We start from the raw sequence: 21,229 nt of genomic DNA, 5'->3' as shown, positions 1-21,229 counted from the left end.
AGCGGCTGACGCTCTGTCAGCCCGACGATTTTCAACAAAAATAAGATCGCTTAAATATAGCGCACATCATCAATTTCGTATTCCACCTCACCACCTGGAGTACGAATCATTACAATGTCGCCAATCAGCTTACCAATCAGCCCTCTGGCGATCGGAGAATTGACTGAAATCTTATTGGATTTTACGTCAGCTTCATCATCACCAACGATCTTGTACGACACGCTTTCATCCGTATCGACATTGATGATATCTACGGTGGTGCCAAAGATAACCTTATCACCCTTAGGTAGTTGAGTAACATCAATCACTTGAGCACTGGCAAGCTTTCCCTCAATTTCTTGAATGCGCCCCTCACAAAACCCCTGCTGCTCACGAGCAGCATGGTATTCAGCATTCTCCTTAAGATCACCATGCTCACGAGCCTCAGCAATCGCAGTAACAATGCGAGGACGATCTACCTTTTTGAGATGATCCAATTCTACTCTCAGCGCATCTGCGCCTTCTTTTGTCATAGGTACTTTGTTCATCGACCCATTCCCCTTAATTCTTTTGCGTTTCCCAACCGATCAACCCGCCTGGTGTATACGTGCATGCAGCTCTTGCAAACTACGCACCTGCTGGCGCTGACCAAAACGAATAGCCATGCAAACTGCCTGCGCACCGGCGAGCGTTGTCGTGTAATACACTCGCTTATTCTCTGCACTGCGCCGTATGGATGCTGAATCTCGAATGGCTTGCTTGCCCTCAGTCGTGTTGAATACGATCGATATTTCATCATTCTTGATCATATCAACAATGTGAGGACGCCCCTCTAGCACCTTATTGACGATTTCAGCTTCAATACCATGCTCAGCAAGAAAGCGTGCAGTACCGCGAGTAGCCACCAATTCAAAGCCAAGATCCTTAAGCTCATTTGCTACTGGTAAGAGGTCTTGTTTATCAAAATCTCTCACACTGATAAAGACCTTCCCCTGAACAGGAATTTCATCACCCGCGCCAAGCTGAGCCTTTGAATAAGCTTCTGCAAAAGTATCCCCTACCCCCATTACCTCACCGGTCGATTTCATCTCCGGTCCAAGTATCGGATCGACGGCTGGGAATTTGTTAAACGGGAACACTGCTTCTTTAACACTGTAGTAATCCGGCGTCACTTCCTGAGTAAAACCCTGAGCGGCCAAAGTCTTACCAGTCTGAACGCGCGCAGCCACCTGCGCGAGTGAAGTACCAATACACTTGGACACGAAAGGTACGGTGCGAGATCCCCGCGGGTTGACCTCAATGACATAAATTTCGCCATTTTGATAAGCCAACTGTACGTTCATGAGGCCAATCACGCCGAGCTCTACCGCCATCTTACGAACCTGGTGACGCATCTCTTCTTGCACATCAGCAGGCAACGAATACGGAGGCAACGAACAAGCCGAGTCACCGGAGTGAACACCGCACTGCTCGATATGCTGCATGATGCCGCCGATAACAACATCAGCACCATCACAAACCGCGTCGATATCGACCTCGATAGCCGCATTAAGAAAGTGATCCAACAGCACCGGCGCTTCGTCTGACACCTGAACCGCCTCTCGCATATAGGTACGCAACTCTTCCTCTTTATGGACAATCTCCATCGCGCGACCACCCAACACATAGGAAGGACGCACAACCAGCGGATAACCGACGTCTTCAGCTCGCAAAATTGCCTCTTCGGTAGAGCGAACAATGGCATTGGACGGCTGCTTTAGGTCTAACCGCATAAGCATTTGCTGAAAACGCTCGCGATCTTCGGCCCGATCAATCGCTTCGGGGCTGGTTCCAATGATAGGAACCCCCTCCGCTTCGAGCGCTCGCGCCAAGTTCAAAGGTGTTTGCCCGCCAAACTGAACAATTACCCCTTTAGGCTTTTCTTTTTGCACAATTTCCAGAACATCTTCCAGAGTCACTGGCTCAAAATACAGCCTATCGGAGGTGTCATAATCCGTGGAAACCGTTTCCGGGTTGCAGTTGACCATAATGGTCTCGTAACCATCCTCGCGACAAGCTAACGCCGCATGGACACAACAGTAATCAAATTCGATCCCCTGGCCAATGCGATTGGGCCCCCCTCCCAACACCATGATCTTTTGGCGATCACTGGGCTGAGCCTCACACTCCTCCTCATAAGTGGAATACATGTAGGCTGTCGATGTTGAGAATTCGGCCGCACAAGTATCCACTCGCTTATAAACGGGATGCACCCCCAACGAGTGACGACGCTGACGCAGGGTTTTTTCTGTAACCGACAGCAACTTGCCCAAACGCTTATCCGAGAAACCTTTGCGCTTCAGCTGCCACATAAAGTCCTTGTCCACCTCACTCATCGGCATTGCGCTGAGCTTAGCTTCCAACTGAATTATTTCTTCAATTTGCACAAGGAACCAAGGGTCGATCGCCGAGCGCTCGAACACCTCTTCAACGGTCATCCCAAGCCGAAAGGCGTCACCCACATACCAAATACGATCAGCTCCCGGTGTTGCCAATTCACGTCGCACCCGGGCCAGCGCTTCATCAGAGCCGAGATCCACTTTCGACTCAAAACCACAAGAGCCAACCTCAAGACCGCGCAAGGCTTTCTGCAGAGACTCCTGGAAGGTGCGCCCTATCGCCATAACCTCACCCACTGACTTCATCTGAGTCGTCAAGCGAGCATCCGCTTCATTAAACTTCTCGAACGTGAAGCGTGGAATCTTAGTAACCACATAGTCGATAGATGGCTCGAAAGACGCCGGCGTGGCACCTCCGGTAATGTCATTTTGTAGCTCATCCAAGGTGTAACCGACCGCCAATTTGGCCGCCACCTTGGCAATCGGAAAGCCGGTCGCCTTAGATGCCAACGCTGAGGAACGAGACACCCGAGGATTCATTTCAATAACCACCAAGCGACCCGTTTCCGGATTCATGGCGAATTGCACATTGGATCCACCGGTTTCTACGCCAATCTCCCTCAGCACAGCGACGGAAGCGTTACGCATGATCTGAAATTCTTTATCGGTCAGCGTTTGCGCAGGAGCAACGGTAATGGAATCACCCGTGTGCACCCCCATAGGATCGAAGTTCTCGATGGAACAAACAATAATACAGTTGTCGTTTTTGTCCCGCACCACTTCCATCTCATACTCTTTCCAGCCGAGCAAAGACTCATCAATGAGCAACTCATTGGTGGGCGACAGATCTAATCCGCGAGCACAAATTTCCTCGAACTCTTCCCAGTTGTATGCGACACCACCACCGGAGCCACCCATAGTAAAAGAGGGGCGAATAATGACCGGAAAGCCAAAGGCTTTTGGCACCTCGCGGGCTTCGTCCATTGTGTGAACGATCTCAGCACGAGCACATTCCAGGCCGATACGTTTCATGGCCTTGTCAAACGCATCGCGATCCTCAGCTTTATGGATCGCCTCTTGATTGGCGCCAATCAATTCGACGCCGTACTTCTCGAGCACACCATGCTTGTGCAGATCCAGCGCGCAATTGAGCGCGGTCTGCCCACCCATGGTTGGCAAGATCGCATCTGGACGCTCTTTCTCAACAATCTGCTCGACTGTCTGCCAGACGATCGGCTCGATATAGGTGGCGTCCGCCATGGCTGGATCCGTCATAATGGTCGCTGGATTGGAATTTACCAGAATGACGCGAAACCCTTCCTCACGCAGCGCTTTACACGCCTGGGCGCCGGAGTAATCGAATTCACAGGCCTGACCAATAACAATTGGACCAGCACCAAGGATCAGAATGCTTTTTAAATCGGTTCTTTTAGGCATATGCTGCTCTGACTGAATGAATTTGAAATGATGAATTGTCTCGCCGTCGCGCTATTTGCGGGCTTCCATCAACTCAATAAAGTGGTCGAACAGGGGAGCGGCGTCGTGCGGCCCCGGGCTGGCCTCGGGGTGCCCCTGAAAACTGAACGCAGGCTTATCGGTACGGTGAATTCCTTGCAAAGTACCGTCAAAGAGCGAAACGTGGGTGACTCTTAACGTGTCAGGCAGTGTCGCTGCGTCAGCATTGAAACCGTGATTCTGACTGGTGATCATCACACGCCCGGAATCTTCATCGCGAACAGGGTGATTGCCCCCATGATGCCCATGCCCCATTTTCACTGTACGTGCACCAGAGGCCAGAGCCAACAGTTGATGACCGAGACAAATTCCAAACATGGGCACCTCAGCTTCCAACAACTCCTGGATCGCACTAATGGCATAATCACAGGGTTCAGGATCACCGGGACCGTTGGATAAAAAGACGCCATCAGGGTTGCGCGACATCACGTCCGCAGCAGGCGTTTGCGCAGGCACAACCTCAACCTCACAACCGCGATCTACCAACATGCGAAGAATGTTACGCTTAACGCCATAGTCATAAGCGACAACCTTGAAGCGAGGCTCTTCCAGCAGAGAATATCCCGCTCCCAGCTTCCAACTCCCCTCTTTCCAGGTGTAGGCTTCCTGGGCCGTCACCACCTTTGCAAGGTCTTTCCCTTTAAGGCCATCGTACTCTTTGGCTGCCTGCAGGGCTTTGGCGGTATCAACTTCATCACCTGCCAGTATGCAGCCATTGAGCGCACCTTTTTCCCGCAAGATTCGCGTTAAACGACGGGTATCAATCTCTGCGATGGCGACAACATTGTGGGAGCTTAGATATTCATCTAGAGATTGCTCGCTACGGAAATTACTCGCAAGTAGCGGCAAATCACGAATAACCAATCCTGCAGACCAGACCTTTCCACACTCCTCGTCTTCGGCGTTGGTACCAACGCTACCGATGTGGGGATAGGTCAAGGTGATGATTTGCTGTGCGTAGGAGGGATCCGTGAGAATCTCCTGATACCCGGTCATCGAGGTGTTAAACACAACCTCTCCGACGGTCATACCTTCGGCACCTATGGCTTTACCCTTGAAAATACTACCATCCTCAAGGACGAGGACCGCGGCTTGCTGGCGCACTGTCTTCAAAGAGACCTCCTGCTCTGGATTGATTGGATAAATCGACGGAAACCGTCGCACACCTCTTCCTGAGACTCAGGCCGCATCCTGACGGCTATGTGCTGCGGCGGACAGGCAATCCGCGCGAGTGTGCAGCATTCAAAAAAAAGCGAGGTGAAACCTGACGCTTCAACTCGCTTTTGATATGAGATTCTGAACACTGATCAAACTATGATCTTATTGGTACTGGATTAACCGAACCGTAGCCACGAATCTGTTTCGCCGCGGCCATTCACTGGGGCGAATTGTAACGGAAATTGCACTTTTCTGTCCAACGGCGAACCCAATTCAATTCCCCGACAATGCAGCAGGCCAATACAAATTTTTTATTGATAAAGACTCGCGTGCATTGCGGCATACCAAAGAAAAGAGCAAGTCACATCTACTTGCTAATCAGAACAAAGAGAGCAAGCACAAACTGCCTCTGCGCTAATTAAGAGCCAGCACATCCTGCATAGAATAGACACCCGGCTCCTTGCCCGCCAACCACTGCGCCGCACGCACCGCGCCGCGAGCGAAAGACATACGACTGGATGCCTTGTGCGTCAGTTCAACCCGCTCACCATCTGCCATAAACATAACACTGTGATCGCCGACGACATCACCACCCCTAACCGTGGCAAAACCGATGGTCTCCGGATCTCTTGCTCCGACCAATCCTTCACGCCCGTAAATGGCAACATCGCGTAAATTGCGCTCGACACCACGAGCAGCAGCCTCACCCAACGCCAACGCCGTTCCGGAAGGAGAATCCACTTTATGCCGATGATGGGCTTCGTAGATTTCGATGTCGTAACCTTCTTGCAGCAAGTTTGCCGCCTGCTCCACCAACTTCAACAGAAGATTCACACCTGTACTGAAATTCGCCGCTTTACACATGGGAATTTGAGTGCCGAACTGCTCCAGCCGTTGAGTCTCGGCCTCAGTAAAACCGGTAGTACCGACGACAATCGCACAACCAGCGTCGGCACAGGTCGCCGCATTGGCCAAGGTCGCCGCCGGCGCCGTAAAATCGATCAAAACGTCAACCTGCTCAGCAATCGCCGCAAAATCATCAACGATGGATACACCTGAACGACCAACACCGGCCAATTCGCCCGCGTCGACACCAATTAAGGTGCTGCCAGAACGCTCCAGCGCCCCAGCTAACTCAACACCGGATGCTGCATCGACCGCTTCAATCAAGGTTTTACCCATTCGCCCGCCAGCACCGGCGATCGCCACTTTTACCATTTGCTCATTCCTATCCAGCTCGCCTATGCCCATACCAACGACGCGGTCAAAGCTTCATATCTCCAAAGAAATTTTTCATCCCCTCAAACCATGAATCCTGTTTTGGAGAATTTTTATCTCCTTTCATGGATTCTTTGAATTCTTTCAGGATTTCTTTTTGCTTGTGACTCAGGTTAACTGGTGTTTCAACGACAATCCGACACATCAAATCTCCGGCTGCACCACCACGTACAGGCGTCACCCCTTTACCCCGCAAACGGAAGAGCTTGCCGGTCTGAGTTTCCGCAGGAATCTTAAGCTTTACACGCCCATCGAGAGTCGGGACATCTAATTCACCACCGAGCGCCGCATCAACGAAGCTGACAGGAACTTCACAATAAAGATTTTTGCCATCACGCTCGAAGATGGCGTGCTCTTGAACAGAGACCTGCACGTAGAGATCACCAGGAGGACCTCCGTCTGGACCCGCCTCGCCCTCGCCCGTTAAGCGAATACGATCGCCGGTATCGACACCTGCAGGCACCTTAACCGACAAGGTCTTGGTTTCTTCAATACGCCCCTGACCGCCACAATCATTACATGGGTCAGAAACAATGGTGCCTTTACCACGGCAACGTGGACAGGTTTGCTGAACCGCAAAGAATCCTTGCTGCATTCGAACCTGCCCAACACCACCACAGGTGGTACAGGTTGTCGGCTTGGTTCCCGCTTTGGCACCGGATCCATCGCAGGTGTCACAGGTTACAAGGGTCGGCACACGAATTTTTACAGACGTCCCTTTAACGGCATCTTCCAGAGACAGCTCAAGGGTATACCTTAAATCGGAGCCTCGTGCAGGACCGCGGCTGCGACCACCACCGCCGCCACCGAAGATATCGCCAAATACGTCACCAAATATGTCACTGAAGCTGCCACCATTGAACCCTCCACCGCCAAAACCACCGGCTTGAGGATCGACGCCAGCATGACCGAACTGATCGTAAGCAGAACGCTTTTGCTCGTCAGACAGGATCTCGTATGCCTCGCTCGCTTCCTTGAATTTCTCTTCGGCCTCTTTATCACCAGGGTTTCTATCCGGGTGAAATTTCATCGCTACTCGACGGTAGGCCTTTTTGAGCTCCTTCTCATCAACGTCACGACTGACGCCGAGAATTTCATAGTAATCACGCTTAGACATAGGCTATTTGGATAATCTCTACACGAATAAGCGCGGGACTGGCCCGCGCTACTTAAATTTGCTCTCAAACAGGGCTCCTGAAGAGGTTACTCAGAGCCCAGATAAAGAGGCGCCCTTAAAGGACGCCGATCTTGCAATCAATTACTTCTGATCGTCTTTGACTTCTTCAAACTCAGCATCGACCACACCGTCATCAGCCCGGTTAGCGTTGCCGGCACCAGCGCCTGCATCGGCTCCACCCGCAGCCCCTTGAGGACCACCCGCTTGCGCAGACTGCTCAGCATACATCTTTTGTGCCAGAGAACTGGATGCTTCGGTCAACTTAGTCGTCGCTGCGTCCATGGCTTCTTTGTTGTCGCCTTTCACCGCTTCATCAGCGTCTTTTAACGCGGCCTCAATGGCAGTCTTGTCTTCTTCAGTCGCTTTATCACCCGCTTCAGACAAGGTTTTGCGCGTCGCACTGATCAACCCATCAAGTGTATTGCGCGCGGTCACCAGCTCTTCGAACTTCTTGTCCGCTTCAGCGTTAGCTTCTGCATCGCGAACCATCTTATCGATTTCGTCGTCGTTCAAACCAGAAGACGCTTTAATAACAATAGACTGCTCTTTGCCGGTTGCCTTGTCTTTCGCACCGACATTCAGAATACCGTTTGCATCGATGTCAAACGTCACCTCGATTTGAGGCATACCACGAGGCGCTGGCGGAATATCAGCCAGATCGAAGCGCCCCAAAGACTTGTTCTGAGCAGCTTGCTTACGCTCGCCCTGCACCACGTGAATGGTAACGGCAGTCTGATTGTCTTCCGCAGTTGAAAACACCTGCGACTTTTTCGTCGGAATCGTGGTGTTCTTCTCGATTAACGGCGTCGCAACCCCACCCATGGTTTCAATACCCAGGGTCAGAGGTGTTACATCCAACAACAGAACGTCTTTTACGTCGCCGGAAAGAACCGCCCCTTGAATGGCAGCACCAATTGCAACCGCTTCGTCTGGATTCACATCACGACGCGCTTCCTTACCAAAGAATTCGGCCACTTTTTGCTGAACCAACGGCATACGAGTCTGACCACCCACCAAGATGACATCATCGATGTTGTTGACGGAAAGATCCGCATCAGCAATAGCCGTTTTAACCGGCTCCAAAGAGCGCGCAACCAATTCTTCTACCAAAGATTCCAGCTTGGCACGAGTCAACTTGACGACCAAATGCTTAGGACCAGTAGCATCAGCAGTGATGTAAGGCAGATTAACTTCCGTCTGTTGAGACGAAGACAGCTCAATCTTGGCTTTTTCCGCCGCTTCTTTCAGACGCTGCAATGCCAACGGATCATTGTGCAAGTCGATGCCATTTTCCTTTTTAAAGGACTCGGCCAAATACTCAATCAAGCGCAAATCAAAGTCTTCACCACCTAAGAAGGTATCACCATTCGTGGAAAGAACTTCAAACTGATGCTCGCCATCGACATCGGCAATCTCAATAATAGAGATATCGAAGGTACCACCACCCAAATCGTAGACTGCAATGGTGCGGTCACCTTTGGCTTTATCCATACCGTAAGCGAGCGCGGCTGCGGTTGGCTCGTTGATGATGCGCTTAACATCAAGGCCAGCGATACGACCGGCATCTTTGGTCGCTTGACGCTGAGAATCGTTAAAGTACGCAGGAACCGTAATAACCGCTTCGATCACTTTCTCGCCGAGGTAATCCTCAGCGGTTTTCTTCATTTTCTTCAAGACTTCCGCAGAAATTTGCGGCGGTGCTTTCTTATCGCCTTTCGCCTCAACCCAGGCGTCGCCGTTCTCGGCTTCAACGATTTTGTAAGGCACCATGGAAATGTCTTTCTGGACGACAGTGTCCTGGAACTTACGCCCAATCAAACGCTTAACCGCAAACAGGGTATTGGTTGGATTGGTGACAGACTGACGCTTGGCACTCTGACCAACAAGAATTTCAGAATCGTCAGTGAACGCGACGATGGAAGGTGTTGTGCGATCACCTTCAGCGTTTTCGATAACTTTGGGCTTGTCCCCCTCCAGCACACACACACAAGAGTTGGTGGTACCGAGGTCAATACCGATAATTTTTCCCATCTGGATGTTCTCCCAAATAACGTAATTCGATGTAATGCCGGGATCTCGCCCGAAACGGCCGCTGGAATTTTCAGTCGGCCTAAAAACCTTTGATCTCTATATTGATGCAGCTAACGGTTTTTCAACCCTTAACCCACAATTTCTACGGGCTTTTACTGGGCTGGCGCCTTTGCCACAACAACCATCGCAGGACGCACCAATCGACCATGCAATGTGTACCCCTTTTGAAACACATTGAGGACTGTATTCGGCTCAGCATCTGGGCTCTCAACCATGGTCATCGCCTGATGCAGCTGGGGATCAAACGGCTCCCCGACAGGATTCACAGCGACCACCTGATGCTTCGCTAAGGTATCCTGAAAAGACTTAATCGTGAGTTCGATACCTTCGACAACCGCTTTCTGCATGCCTTCGGCGGAGCCAACCGCTTCGAGCGCACGCTCAAGATTATCGATAACCGGGAGCAAGTCGCTGACCAGTTTTTCCTGGCCATATTTGTGCGCCTTTTCGACATCCATTTCCGCACGGCGGCGCGAATTTTGAGCTTCTGCCTGCGCGCGCAACACCTGCTCGCGAGCATCATTAAGCTGAGTCGTCAGACTCTCGAGCTCGGCCTGGATGGCATCGACGGTTTGACCGTCCCCGGTATCAGCGCCTGCATCTGCTGCAGCTTCAGTTTCCGAGGCCGCTTCAGCGACGGCCTCTGCGGAAATCTCAACCTTCTCTTCTTCGAGATTCGTGGTTTTTTCTTGGGACACTCTGAACTCCTAAGCGAATATGCAAAATTGTTAAGCAATAGGATCTTTGCAGCGTTTAATGGGGACAGAGATTCGGCTTTCAACCCTTTAACGAAACACGAGCCAAAATATTATCACCAGGACATGCTTTACCTTGCGTAAACTCGCATTATACTGTACATATAAACATGTTTATTCATACAGGTTTTGCTTTCGGAGGCACAGCATGCTGACGCACCTCGCAATTCAGGATTTCGCCCTGGTCGACAACCTGGAATTGGATTTCCACACAGGTATGACCGCCGTTACCGGAGAAACTGGCGCCGGTAAATCGCTTGTGATTAACGCTCTCGATTTGGTTCTCGGTGGTCGTACCGACCCCAGCCGCGTAAAAACCGGAGCCAAGCAATCCGATATCGCGGCAATTTTTGATATCAGCACCTTGCCAACGGCACGATCCTGGTTGGCAAAACAGGACCTACCATCAGATCAGGAATGCCTGCTGCGTCGTGTCATTACCGCTGAAGGTCGGTCCCGAGGCTACATCAATGGCCGCAGCGTTACCTTAAATCAGCTGCGGCAACTCGGCGAACATTTGGTTTCACTACACGGCCAACACGCCCACCAACAGCTACTCAACAGTGAGCACCAATGTGAATTGCTCGATAATTTTGGCCAGTTAAGCGACACAAAGGATCGATGTCGGCAGCGCTGGCTGCACTGGCAAAGCCTGCAAAAAAACTACGACTATCTGCATTCGAATCAAGCAGAGCGCCTCGAAAGAATACAGCTGCTGGGCTATCAACTGCAGGAACTGCAGGCGCTCGCCCCACAAAAAGATGAGTACGCGGCTCTCGAAGACGCACAACGCCAACTGGAAAACGCCGAATCCCTGATTCGCTCAGCAAATAATTTGGCCCACCTGTGCGACAACGAAGAGGGCGGCATCAACCAAATGCTCACCCAGGCACAAAACATTATCGATGACTGCCTGGACCACTCCCCCGCCCTCTCCCCCATTGCCGAGCTTCTAACCAGCGCACAAATCAGCATCGAAGAAGCCGGACGCGAAATTACACAGTTTGCTGAAAGCTGCGAAGTGGATCCGGAAAAGCTGGCGGACGTCGAACAGCGGCTCTCAACCTATTTCGACCTCTCCAGAAAACATCGTATCGCTCCGAACCAGCTTTGCGACCTCACAGAGAGCCTGACAATGGAATTGGAACACCTGCAAGGTAGCGATCAATCCATCGCAGACCTAGAAAAACAGTGCGCCGCCGCCGAGAAAGCCTATCGCGCCGCTGCCAAACAGCTGTCTGACGCTCGAACAAAAGCTGCCGATCAACTACAGAGTTCTGTCCAAATGCAACTTAACGCGCTTTCAATGGGGGACGCTCATTTCGTCGTAGAAGTGGCCAAACAACCAGACAAGCCCGGCGCGACAGGCATAGACAGAGTTGAATTATTGATCAGCACCAACCGAGGCCAACCCGCGAAAGCTCTAGGAAAAATTGTTTCAGGCGGTGAATTGTCCCGCATAAGCTTGGCCATCCAAGTGGTCACCGCAAAGACCACAGCAACACCAACCCAGATCTTCGATGAAGTCGATGTCGGAATTGGTGGCGCGACAGCAGACATCGTTGGGCGTCTACTGCGAACCCTAAGCGGAAGCGGGCAAATAATCTGTGTCACACACCTGCCGCAAGTGGCCAGCAAAGGACACCATCATTTGCACGTGGCAAAGCAGCGCAGCCGCAACAAAACTCGCTCGACCCTTCGGGAAATTCACGGGGAGGATAAAATCATGGAAATCGCCAGAATGATGGGCGGTACCGAGCTAACACGTCAATCGATCGCTCACGCGCGTGAAATGCTGGCAAATTAGAAAAATTAGAGAAATCGCCCTCTAGTCAGGCATGCTGCTAGAGGGCATCGTTAGGCGTAATCGCATAACGCAGTTAAGCTTGTGAGCCTTGCTCGGCAGTAGCCTCATTCGCACTGGCTTTCTGCTGATACTGCGTTGGGCCAACAAACATCAGCTGCACTATCATTGAGCTATCCGGGCGCGGCTCTATGGCAAAGACCAGCACGTTCGGCTGATCTTCCACCGCGACGACACCTGGATGATGAATTAAAACGCCATCAGTGGCCTCATTACGGAGGATTTTCAGCCCTTTGGGAGACTTGAGCCCTGTTGCCGTGGCGTTCAACATCATTCGTAACGCCGATCGAAACAATGGAAAGCTGAAGCCCTTACCCACAAACTCGCTGTGATCCAACGATACACTGACAGTGATTTCTCCTTTGCGCTGCGCCTGTGGAACACCAGCACCAACCGCAGTGTCCATCAAAGCTGGCGGCTTGGATTCGACCGTCAGCTTGCCACAACCGATGGATTTACCTTGCTTCAGCGTTTTAAACGCCTGCTTGGCATTTGCCTCGTTCTTGGGAAAAAACAAACGGTTGAGAATCTGACACGCGAGCGAGGTCAGTTGGGGAATCTCCAGCTTAACTTGGCCGCCTGGAGCTGCGGAATTTACAGAATTTTCTGCCATAACGTCGATTAATTCATCCAGAAGAAGAACGCCGTAGCGATGAGCACTACTTTTTCGCCGGCTTTACATATAAGACCAAGCTGTGACCGGTGATCTCAAATCCCCGTTCACGAGCGATTTCTTCCTGAATTTTTTCGATTTCTTCACTGTGAAACTCGAGCACCTGACCGGATTCTACACAGACCATATGATCGTGGTGATAGCCCCGCTCAAGCTCAAACACCGAATGACCGCCATCAAAGTTGTGGCGCATGACCAGCCCAGCAGACTCAAATTGCGTCAACACTCGATAAACGGTAGCCAGACCGACATCCTCCCCGGCCTCCATCAACTGTTTATAGACATCTTCTGCGCTCAGGTGGCGCTGCTCTGACGCCTCCAACATTTGCAGAATCTTAACCCGCGGCAAGGTAACTTTAAGACCTGCCTTTCTCAGCTCCTGATTTTCGTCTTTCATTTTTTCCTCAGGTACAAAAATTGGATGCCAGAGTTGAGCGCATTAGATGGTAAAAACCCGGGACAAATGAACTCAACGGCTTCTCACCGACTCTAACGGCCGGTATTATCCACCTTCGCTAAAAGATGTGGAACCCCTACTATGCGAAAACGCATTATCAGTGCCATCGGGCTAACGTTGCTCCTGGCCTCTGTCACCGGTTGTCAGTACTTTGCCTTTCCCGGTGTGTACAAAATTGATATTCAGCAAGGCAATATCATCACTCAGGAGATGGTCGACCAGCTCAAACCCGGCATGACTAAGCGTCAGGTCCGGTTTGTCATGGGTAACCCCCTGGTTGAAGATACCTTCCACCCCGACCGCTGGGATTACGTCTATACCATGCGCCCAGGTAAGGGAGAGGCCTCTGAACACCACCTTACCGTCTTTTTTGAAGACGACAAACTCGTCAGCATGACCGGTGATTTTGCCCCCGGCCAAGCGCCCGCCGCAGCCACATCGGGTTCTGCAAGTTAACGCATCGCTACGGAGCGAGACCGCTCCTATGTAGAAATCATAGTGGCACGCCCAGCATTAAATCGCTGGGCGCCTCTACTATTCCGCTTTTTGTTTCTTTTCTTTCTCAGCCCTGCGCTTACGTGCTTCTTTGGGATCCGCCTGCAAAGGGCGATAAATTTCAATCCGGTCGCCACTCTGCAATTCGTACTGATCCGCAGGCTTGAGACCTTTGGCGCCTAGAGCCTGCCCAAACAATCCCAACTTCGCCGTCGCCAAGTCAATTTCAGGAAAATCCTTACGTATTTGCGAACGCTCCACCGCTTGCAACGCCGTCGTGCCGGGAGGGACTAACAATTCAACGATTTTTTGTTTGTGGGGAAGAGCATAGGCCACTTCCACCTGAATATCCTGGATATCAGACATATTCCCGCCCTCGTAAATATCTCATACCGCCCGATACACCTCGCCAGCCCTACGGCAGACGCCATCCACGAGCTCATTCGCCACAGATTCAAACCACTTCTCAGCGACCTTAGCAACCACCGCGCTGCGGAAATGGAAATCCATAGTAAAGACAACCTTACAGGCGTCCTCGGCCAATGCTTGAAATCGCCAACCGCCGGAAAAACGATCGAAAGGCCCTTCCACCAAGCTCATGTCAATCACTTCGCCAGCCACCAGGCGATTGCGTGTCGTGATGGTATAACTCAGCCCAAGGCGCGACAGTGACATGGTCGCAACCATCTCCTCCGGGGTATGCTCCAACACCTTCGCTGCTACGCAACCCGACATATACTGAGGATAGCTCTCAACATCGTTCACCAGATCATACATCTGCAAGGCACTGTATGGCAGCAGCGCTGTTCTCTCTATCCGCGCCACAGAGCCACCCCGCAAACGTCACGACACCTTGCGGGTACCATCACTGAAGCTTCACCACTAAGAGGGGTGCCATTCGCCCTTGCTACCTCAACCAAAAATCTTTTCCTTTAACAGCATGACAAACACTAATCCCACCAAGACCGGAGAGAGATAGCGCAAAACAAACAACCAGAGACGGTAAAATCGATCCGACTCCGCGTGCAGCTCTCCCCGCACATGCTGATGTTTCATACACCAACCGACGAAGACCGCGATAAACATCCCTCCGAGAGGCAGCATTATATTCGCCGTCAGGAAATCCAGGAAATCGAAGAACGTCATGCCCAAAAAGGGCTTAAACTCAGCCCAATCATTAAACGATAGCACGGTGCCATACCCGAGCGCCCAAGCGACGCCCCCCAAAATCAGATTGGCGGTAACCCGGTTAAAGCGACCAGACTCCACCATCCAGGCCACGCCCGGTTCGATCAGGGATATCGCAGAACTCCAGGCGGCAACGGTAACCAACACAAAGAACAGGGTGCCAAACAGCAACCCGCCCGTCATATTCCCAAACGCCACCGGCAGGCTGATAAACATTAAACCGGGACCGGATCCCGGCTCCAATCCTGGGTAGGCAAACACGATCGGAAAAATGGCCAAGCCCGCCACCAGAGCAACCAGCGTATCCAGCAGCGCCACGGTAAACACCGTCTGAGAAAGCGATGCCTGCTGCGGCATGTAGGCGCCGTAAGCCATAATCGCCCCCATGCCGAGGCTCAGCGTAAAAAACGCATGACCCAACGCAACCAGAACCGCCGACCACGTCAGCCGGGAAAAATCAAAGCTAAAGAGAAACGACAACCCCTGGGAAAACTCACCTTCTGATAAGGCATACCCCAACAGCACCAGCAGCAGAAGAAACAGAATCGGCATCAATATGCGAACGGCATTGCCCAATCCTCGAGTGACGCCCCCCATAACGACACCGACGGTCATCACCATAAACAGGCTCTGCCAAAAGACCAGATCGCCTTTATTCGCTAACAGCTGATTAAACTGCTCTGCGGCCTGAGCGCCATTCACGTCCGTGAAAGTACCGCTGATCATCCGCTCCACGTAAGCCAGCGCCCACCCGGCGATCACACTGTAAAACGAGAGGATCAACAAACCGGCAACAGCGCCAATCCATCCGATACTGGCCCACCATTTGGGCATACCAGCTTCGCGAGTCAGGCGCTGCATGGTAGCGATTGGACTTTGACGGCCGCGACGGCCGATCAGTGTTTCGGCAATCATGATGGGAACGCCGACAACAGCAATACACGCCAAATAAACGAGTACGAAGGCGCCACCACCGTTTTCACCCGTGATGTACGGAAACTTCCAGATATTACCGAGACCGACCGCCGATCCAGTCGCTGCCAGGATAAAGGTCCACCGACTGTTCCAAATCCCATGCTCGGATTTTGTTTCCGACATCTGCTCCCCCAAACTTAGTAATAAAAAGACGATGCCGGTCCGCTACCACCACCCTAAGCGCATTGTATAGAGCTTAACACAGTGATTTCCATAGGCTTTTACAGAGTAACGCGCGTATAATCCGCACCATTATGAAGAAAGCCAAAAAGAAACCCGGTAGCAATACCATCATCCTCAACAAAAAGGCGAAGTTCGACTACCACCTGAGCGACCGCTATGAAGCGGGCCTAGAACTCAAAGGGTGGGAGGTTAAAAGCCTGCGCGAGGGAAAAATCCAGATTATCGACAGCCACGTCTTTTTTAAAAACGGCGAGGCCTGGTTACTTAATGCCCTCATTAACCCGTTGCAAACCGTATCGACACACTTTGTGATTGAGCCAAATCGGCAACGCAAACTGCTTTTGCACAACAAAGAAATCGCACGCCTACAACAAGCCGTTGCTCAAAAAGATTACACCTGTGTGTGCACCGCCCTTTATTGGAAGCGACATCTGGTCAAATGTGAGATCGCACTGGCCAAAGGTAAAAAGCAACACGACAAACGGGAAACCGAGAAGCAGCGGGATTGGGCTCGTGAAAAACAGCGACTGTTCCAACGCACCAGCTGATTAAGCCTCATTTGGCAAGAACCCACTTTGCCAAGATTGTACAAGCCAACCCGGCGAAGTAACGGTATAACGGTCGATAGCCCCTGAGCATTCACCTTTGTGCCACTTTGCCGTTTGTTGGAGTTTTCGCCATGACCGTCAGTCACCACCCGAGCTGCAAGAGCTTTATCACAGCTTTAGACGGTTGCGAGGTGACCTGGGGGCGCTTCAAAGAGTTTCCGAAGCACAGCCACGATGGCTTAATGCTTTCCATCATTGATTCAGGCTGCCAGCCTCTCGCGGTAGACGGCACACAACAAACAGCAATAGCCGGCACCCTGGTCGCCATCTCGCCAGACACGCAACACGCCAGCAAAACCCAATCAGACTGGTGGTTTCGCTCACTGGTCATCCCCAGATCGCTAAGCACCCGCCTCCTCGGCCACACACCAGATCACTTCCATTGCGACCTGCTGATACAAAACACGGCACTTATCAATGTGACGGACCAAATGTTCCGAAGCATTCCCGAGCAACAATTGTTGCAACTGGAAACACTTATGAGCGAACTACTATCGCTCTTCTACCGACATCACTGCCATAAGTTGATCCCCGAGCGCCCGGGAAATGACTCATCCCTAGCGCCCACACGTGCACGGGAATATCTCGCCGCTCACAAGCACCGCAATGTGAGCCTCACAGAGCTGGCGCAGGCGTCAGGTATGGATGGCTTTCACCTCAACCGGGCCTTTCGCCGCAACTATGGACTGCCACCACATGCCTGGCATCTGCAATACCGACTGAGATTTGCACAAACACTTTTAAAGGCAGAGAGACCAATCATTGACGTTGCTTTGGCATGCGGATTCACGGATCAAGCGCACTTCTCAAAAGCGTTTAAACGACTTTTTGGGATCACTCCCGCGAATTTCCGCGCCCAACAATGTGATCAAAATATCTACCGCTCTCTGGCGGACTGGAAAGCTCGCCCCGCTTAGCGGCCACCGATAACACTCACACCAACACACCAAATACTGACCAACGGATACCGTCGATGGGCTATAGCATCGCCTGCGCATTACTTTGGGGAACAACCGGCATCTTCGTGAAATTGCTGTCCGACTTGTCGGTACTGCACATCATGTGGGGACGCTTTACCTTCGCACTCATACTCAGTACAGCCCTTTGGCACCTGCACTTCCGGCGTCGGCAGACCACGTCAACGACCGAGCCGTCGCCAGGGACCTGGCGCCTAGCCACGTTGATGACCAGTTACTACCTGCTCGCCACGACCGCCTTCAGCTTGGCGCCTGTTTCACTGGTGGGCCTGATCGTCGCTACCTCGCCTGCATTTACTTTCGCATTGGAGTATCTGCGAACAGGCCGCGGAAAGATGACGCAACTTGTCGGCTTTGGCGTTACCTTTGCCGGATTGGCCGGTTATCTTCAAGTACAAAGTCATAGCGGTCATTTGGAGATGTCGACAGCCACCGGCATAGGCAGCGCATGTGCAATAGGTGCTGCACTCGTCCGCGCCAGCTTTGCCGTAAAGGTATGGTCTTACGCCGAACAAGGTCGCAAGACCAATCTACCGCAAATGAACCTGCAAACCATGCTGTTAGGCTCGTTACTTTGCAGCACAGCCCTTCTCACTTCTCTATTCGCACTCCCTTCAGAGAGTCAACTAACAACCAACACACCCATCGTCTTGATCATCAGTTACTTTGTTGGCTTGAGCGCCCTTGCCACCATCTTGCCGACCCTACTCAACGTCCTTGGCGCCTCACGCATTGACCCAGTCACCCACAACATTATCGGGATGAGCACCCCGTTAATCGGCGGTTTCCTAGCCTGGCTGATCCTCAACGAAGAACAAACCTTAGCCTCGATAGCCTGCGGGTTGGCGACAGCCGGAGGCATCGCACTGTCTTTAAGACTCAGCACAAAAAACGTCGCAAAACCCACCATGACCAGAGAAACAGAACCACCTTCGCTGACCAGCGAGGGCAAATGTGGCCAATAATCTCTCAACAGCCAACAGATAGGGTGCGTTCCTACGACAAATGTTTTATACTGGCCGACTCACTTTTAGGGGCCGATTTGGATTCGACGTCGGTAACAAAACCTTAGGTGCATGCCGTGATGTCAGCGAATCACGTAAACTCAAAGCTGAACTTTATTAGTTGCCAATGACGACAACTATGGTGCACAACTGGCCGCGTAAGTAGCCTTTTGTTGTACCTCTAGCGGTACGTCCGCTAGCGGTCTTTAGCAAGGTGCCAGTACCGCGCTAACGACTGTCATATAGAACTGGATCGCCGTGAAGCCTGCCTGGGGTGGATCAGCTAAACATTTATCAGGATCGTGCTATACGTCTCGGCCGCTGGGCTGTATGGCATTAAATCAAAAGGCGGAACTAAGCATGTAGAGCCTCAGGCGGAGTGCTGGCGGACGGGGGTTCAAATCCCCCCGGCTCCACCACCTTAAAGGGCTTGGAAATTCTTCAGACTCTTCTTTTCCCCAACTCCTGGCCTGTTTTCGTTCTTCCGATTATCTTCCGATACGCTTTACCGAATCCGTTGTTTCTAAAACCCTAAATGGCTCAATCCTCCGTTTTACCAACGGGTAATATTAAAAAGACGCATCGTATTTTTTATCCTTACGAGGGAAGGTTTATCGGGAAGTAATGCCGATGACAGATTTTTGAACGACTAGAAATGCTGCGAATCATGGCCTATCATGATAGCATCAAGATAGATCATGAAGGAAATTGACATGCCCACCCCAGCTCGTGAAAAATTTTCCTCTCAAGCCGCGCCAGAGGTATTGGCTGCCCTACGTCAAATCGCAGAAAGCCAAGGCCGTCAGTTTCAAGCCGTGCTGGATGAAGCCCTGCGCGACTATATCGACCGCCAACAAAAAGAGCGGCCACGTCGCCATGTAATGGCTGCTTTTGCCACCAGCCTGGAAGAGTTTGATGATCTTTACCGCGAGCTTGCAAAATAATATATGGCGCACGACTACCTTACCGTGGCTGATGTGCTGGGTATGCACAGGATTCTGATGCAACGATATGGCGGTGCGCTAGGCTTGCGAGATCAGGGAGCACTGGAAGCAGCACTGTACCGACCGCAAACAGGCTATTACGAAGACATAGTAGCGGAGGCTGCCGCCCTGCTGGAAAGCCTCGCAATTAATCATCCCTTTGTTGACGGTAACAAGCGCATTGCCTATGCGGCAGCCGATGTATTTTTGCGTATTAATGGATGGGTGTTGCAGCGCGAACCAATGCTGATTCATGCTGAGATGATTCAAATGTTTGAAACCAGTACTTTTGATATTGCGCACATCGAACCTTGGTTAAGATCGTTCTCTGAAAATAAATGAGAATAAAAGCACCTTATTATTTGCAACTAAACGAATCAGAAAGTAAGCCATCACTACTATCACATGAGCCTGATTGGGTGTACTCAGGAGGCCTCTACTGTGCAGATCTAGCATTACAAAGAAGATTCAGTTTCAGCGATATTCACCGAAGCATCGGCAGAGAAATTCATCCCAAGCGCGCATAATCAAAACAACAAATTTCAACGTTCTATAGACATTAGGTACAAAGATTAGGTACTTACCAGCCATCGGTGTTGGAAGTAAACATAAAGAATGAACAAACAACAACTCGTCGCCAAAATCTGGGAATCTGCAAACCAGATGCGCTCTAAAATTGAAGCCAACGAATACAAGGATTACATCCTCGGCTTTATCTTCTACAAATACCTCAGTGATCAGCTAGTGCAGCTTGTTAGCAAAGAAGACATGACGGAAGAAGACGCCGAAACCGTAAGCTATATCCAAAGCAACCTCGGCTACTTTATTGGCTACAACAACCTGTTTTCGACATGGGTAGATCCAAAATCCGACTTCGACGAATCCAATGCACGCGATGCGCTCGCCGCCTTTAGCCGTTTGATCTCACCCAACCACAAAAAACTGTTTGAAGGCATTTTCACCACACTGGAAACCGGACTAAGCAAACTTGGCGAAAGCGCGAGCAAGCGCACCAAAGCCATTAGCGACTTGCCGCATTTGATCAAAAGCATTCCCATGAACGGCAGGCAAGGCTACGACGTACTGGGCTACATTTACGAATACCTGATTGAAAAGTTTGCCGCCAATGCTGGAAAAAAAGCCGGTGAGTTTTATACGCCGCACGAAGTTTCAGTGCTAATGTCACACATCATCGCCCATGAATTGCAACACAAAGAGACTATCGAAATTTACGACCCAACCTCTGGGTCTGGCTCATTGCTGATTAACATCGGTGAAGCCGTGGCCAAATACGCCAAAAGCAAAGACAGCATCACCTACTACGCCCAAGAACTAAAAGCTAACACCTACAATCTTACGCGGATGAACCTGATCATGCGTGGCATCAAAGCCGGCAACATCAAAACCCGCAATGGCGATACCCTAGAAGACGACTGGCCCTACTTTGACGAAAGCCATCCGCAAGGCACCTACCAAGCCCTGTATGTAAAC

General features: G+C 51.3%; 20 protein-coding genes and 1 other RNA gene. 9 read left to right on the top strand and 12 right to left on the bottom strand.

The window, feature by feature from the left end; all coding sequences use genetic code 11:
* Positions 1-50: 50 nt before the first annotated feature.
* From greA to grpE, 7 genes are all read right to left on the bottom strand, one after another.
* Positions 51-527 (bottom strand): transcription elongation factor GreA, encoded by a 477-nt coding sequence (gene greA / locus ACXAFR_RS24195; RefSeq protein WP_475181970.1) that lies wholly within the window; start codon positions 525-527, stop codon positions 51-53.
* A gap of 39 nt (positions 528-566) precedes the next feature.
* On the bottom strand, positions 567-3,794 hold the full coding sequence (gene carB, locus ACXAFR_RS24190) for a carbamoyl-phosphate synthase large subunit (RefSeq protein WP_475181968.1): 3,228 nt from the start codon (positions 3,792-3,794) through the stop codon (positions 567-569).
* Between the two features lie 51 nt (positions 3,795-3,845).
* A complete protein-coding gene (gene carA / locus ACXAFR_RS24185; RefSeq protein ID WP_475181963.1) occupies positions 3,846-4,985 on the bottom strand; it encodes a glutamine-hydrolyzing carbamoyl-phosphate synthase small subunit in 1,140 nt (379 codons plus the stop codon).
* A 459-nt stretch (positions 4,986-5,444) separates the two neighbouring features.
* Positions 5,445-6,248 carry a 4-hydroxy-tetrahydrodipicolinate reductase gene (dapB, locus tag ACXAFR_RS24180; protein WP_475181961.1) on the bottom strand — a complete coding sequence of 268 codons (804 nt, stop codon included), beginning with the start codon at positions 6,246-6,248 and terminating at the stop codon, positions 5,445-5,447.
* 46 nt (positions 6,249-6,294) lie between these two features.
* Positions 6,295-7,425: a molecular chaperone DnaJ gene (gene dnaJ / locus ACXAFR_RS24175; protein ID WP_475181959.1), complete on the bottom strand. Its 1,131-nt coding sequence runs from the start codon at positions 7,423-7,425 to the stop codon at positions 6,295-6,297.
* Positions 7,426-7,566: 141 nt separating this feature from the next.
* Complete coding sequence (dnaK, locus tag ACXAFR_RS24170; protein WP_475181957.1) at positions 7,567-9,516, bottom strand: molecular chaperone DnaK; 1,950 nt, start codon at positions 9,514-9,516, stop codon at positions 7,567-7,569.
* Between the two features lie 152 nt (positions 9,517-9,668).
* Positions 9,669-10,274, bottom strand: coding sequence for a nucleotide exchange factor GrpE (grpE, locus tag ACXAFR_RS24165; protein WP_475181954.1), 606 nt, complete (start codon positions 10,272-10,274; stop codon positions 9,669-9,671).
* A gap of 205 nt (positions 10,275-10,479) precedes the next feature.
* On the opposite strand from grpE, the gene recN reads away from it, so the two are divergent.
* Positions 10,480-12,138, top strand: coding sequence for a DNA repair protein RecN (gene recN / locus ACXAFR_RS24160; protein ID WP_475181952.1), 1,659 nt, complete (start codon positions 10,480-10,482; stop codon positions 12,136-12,138).
* A gap of 73 nt (positions 12,139-12,211) precedes the next feature.
* On the opposite strand, the gene ACXAFR_RS24155 is transcribed toward recN, so the two are convergent.
* Positions 12,212-12,808 (bottom strand): hypothetical protein, encoded by a 597-nt coding sequence (locus ACXAFR_RS24155; RefSeq protein ID WP_475181950.1) that lies wholly within the window; start codon positions 12,806-12,808, stop codon positions 12,212-12,214.
* A 46-nt stretch (positions 12,809-12,854) separates the two neighbouring features.
* Positions 12,855-13,265 (bottom strand): ferric iron uptake transcriptional regulator, encoded by a 411-nt coding sequence (gene fur / locus ACXAFR_RS24150; protein WP_475181948.1) that lies wholly within the window; start codon positions 13,263-13,265, stop codon positions 12,855-12,857.
* Positions 13,266-13,406: 141 nt separating this feature from the next.
* On the opposite strand from fur, the gene ACXAFR_RS24145 reads away from it, so the two are divergent.
* Positions 13,407-13,781 (top strand): outer membrane protein assembly factor BamE, encoded by a 375-nt coding sequence (locus ACXAFR_RS24145; RefSeq protein ID WP_475181946.1) that lies wholly within the window; start codon positions 13,407-13,409, stop codon positions 13,779-13,781.
* A gap of 78 nt (positions 13,782-13,859) precedes the next feature.
* Here ACXAFR_RS24145 and ACXAFR_RS24140 read toward each other — a convergent pair whose 3' ends face one another.
* From ACXAFR_RS24140 to ACXAFR_RS24130, 3 genes are all read right to left on the bottom strand, one after another.
* On the bottom strand, positions 13,860-14,186 hold the full coding sequence (locus ACXAFR_RS24140; RefSeq protein WP_475181945.1) for an RnfH family protein: 327 nt from the start codon (positions 14,184-14,186) through the stop codon (positions 13,860-13,862).
* Positions 14,187-14,207: 21 nt separating this feature from the next.
* Positions 14,208-14,645 carry a type II toxin-antitoxin system RatA family toxin gene (locus tag ACXAFR_RS24135; protein WP_475181942.1) on the bottom strand — a complete coding sequence of 146 codons (438 nt, stop codon included), beginning with the start codon at positions 14,643-14,645 and terminating at the stop codon, positions 14,208-14,210.
* An 87-nt stretch (positions 14,646-14,732) separates the two neighbouring features.
* Complete coding sequence (locus ACXAFR_RS24130; RefSeq protein WP_475181939.1) at positions 14,733-16,106, bottom strand: sodium-dependent transporter; 1,374 nt, start codon at positions 16,104-16,106, stop codon at positions 14,733-14,735.
* A gap of 131 nt (positions 16,107-16,237) precedes the next feature.
* Between ACXAFR_RS24130 and smpB the strand changes: the two genes are divergently transcribed.
* From smpB to ACXAFR_RS24095, 7 genes are all read left to right on the top strand, one after another.
* On the top strand, positions 16,238-16,714 hold the full coding sequence (gene smpB / locus ACXAFR_RS24125) for an SsrA-binding protein SmpB (protein WP_475181937.1): 477 nt from the start codon (positions 16,238-16,240) through the stop codon (positions 16,712-16,714).
* A 131-nt stretch (positions 16,715-16,845) separates the two neighbouring features.
* The gene (locus ACXAFR_RS24120; protein ID WP_475181934.1) at positions 16,846-17,691 is read left to right on the top strand and encodes a helix-turn-helix domain-containing protein; all 846 of its coding nucleotides are present in this window, start codon (positions 16,846-16,848) and stop codon (positions 17,689-17,691) included.
* A gap of 56 nt (positions 17,692-17,747) precedes the next feature.
* A complete protein-coding gene (locus ACXAFR_RS24115; protein WP_475181931.1) occupies positions 17,748-18,716 on the top strand; it encodes a DMT family transporter in 969 nt (322 codons plus the stop codon).
* Positions 18,717-18,784: 68 nt separating this feature from the next.
* Positions 18,785-19,174: a transfer-messenger RNA gene (gene ssrA / locus ACXAFR_RS24110) on the top strand.
* A 294-nt stretch (positions 19,175-19,468) separates the two neighbouring features.
* On the top strand, positions 19,469-19,699 hold the full coding sequence (locus ACXAFR_RS24105) for a hypothetical protein (RefSeq protein ID WP_475181929.1): 231 nt from the start codon (positions 19,469-19,471) through the stop codon (positions 19,697-19,699).
* Between the two features lie 24 nt (positions 19,700-19,723).
* Positions 19,724-20,080 (top strand): type II toxin-antitoxin system death-on-curing family toxin, encoded by a 357-nt coding sequence (locus ACXAFR_RS24100; protein ID WP_475181926.1) that lies wholly within the window; start codon positions 19,724-19,726, stop codon positions 20,078-20,080.
* A gap of 273 nt (positions 20,081-20,353) precedes the next feature.
* The coding region (locus ACXAFR_RS24095; RefSeq protein WP_475181925.1) for an N-6 DNA methylase at positions 20,354-21,229 on the top strand (876 nt) is incomplete at its 3' end.

The sequence above is a fragment of the Pseudomaricurvus sp. ABR4_320 genome (assembly GCF_056159445.1).
This window is presented reverse-complemented; position numbering and strand designations above follow the sequence as displayed.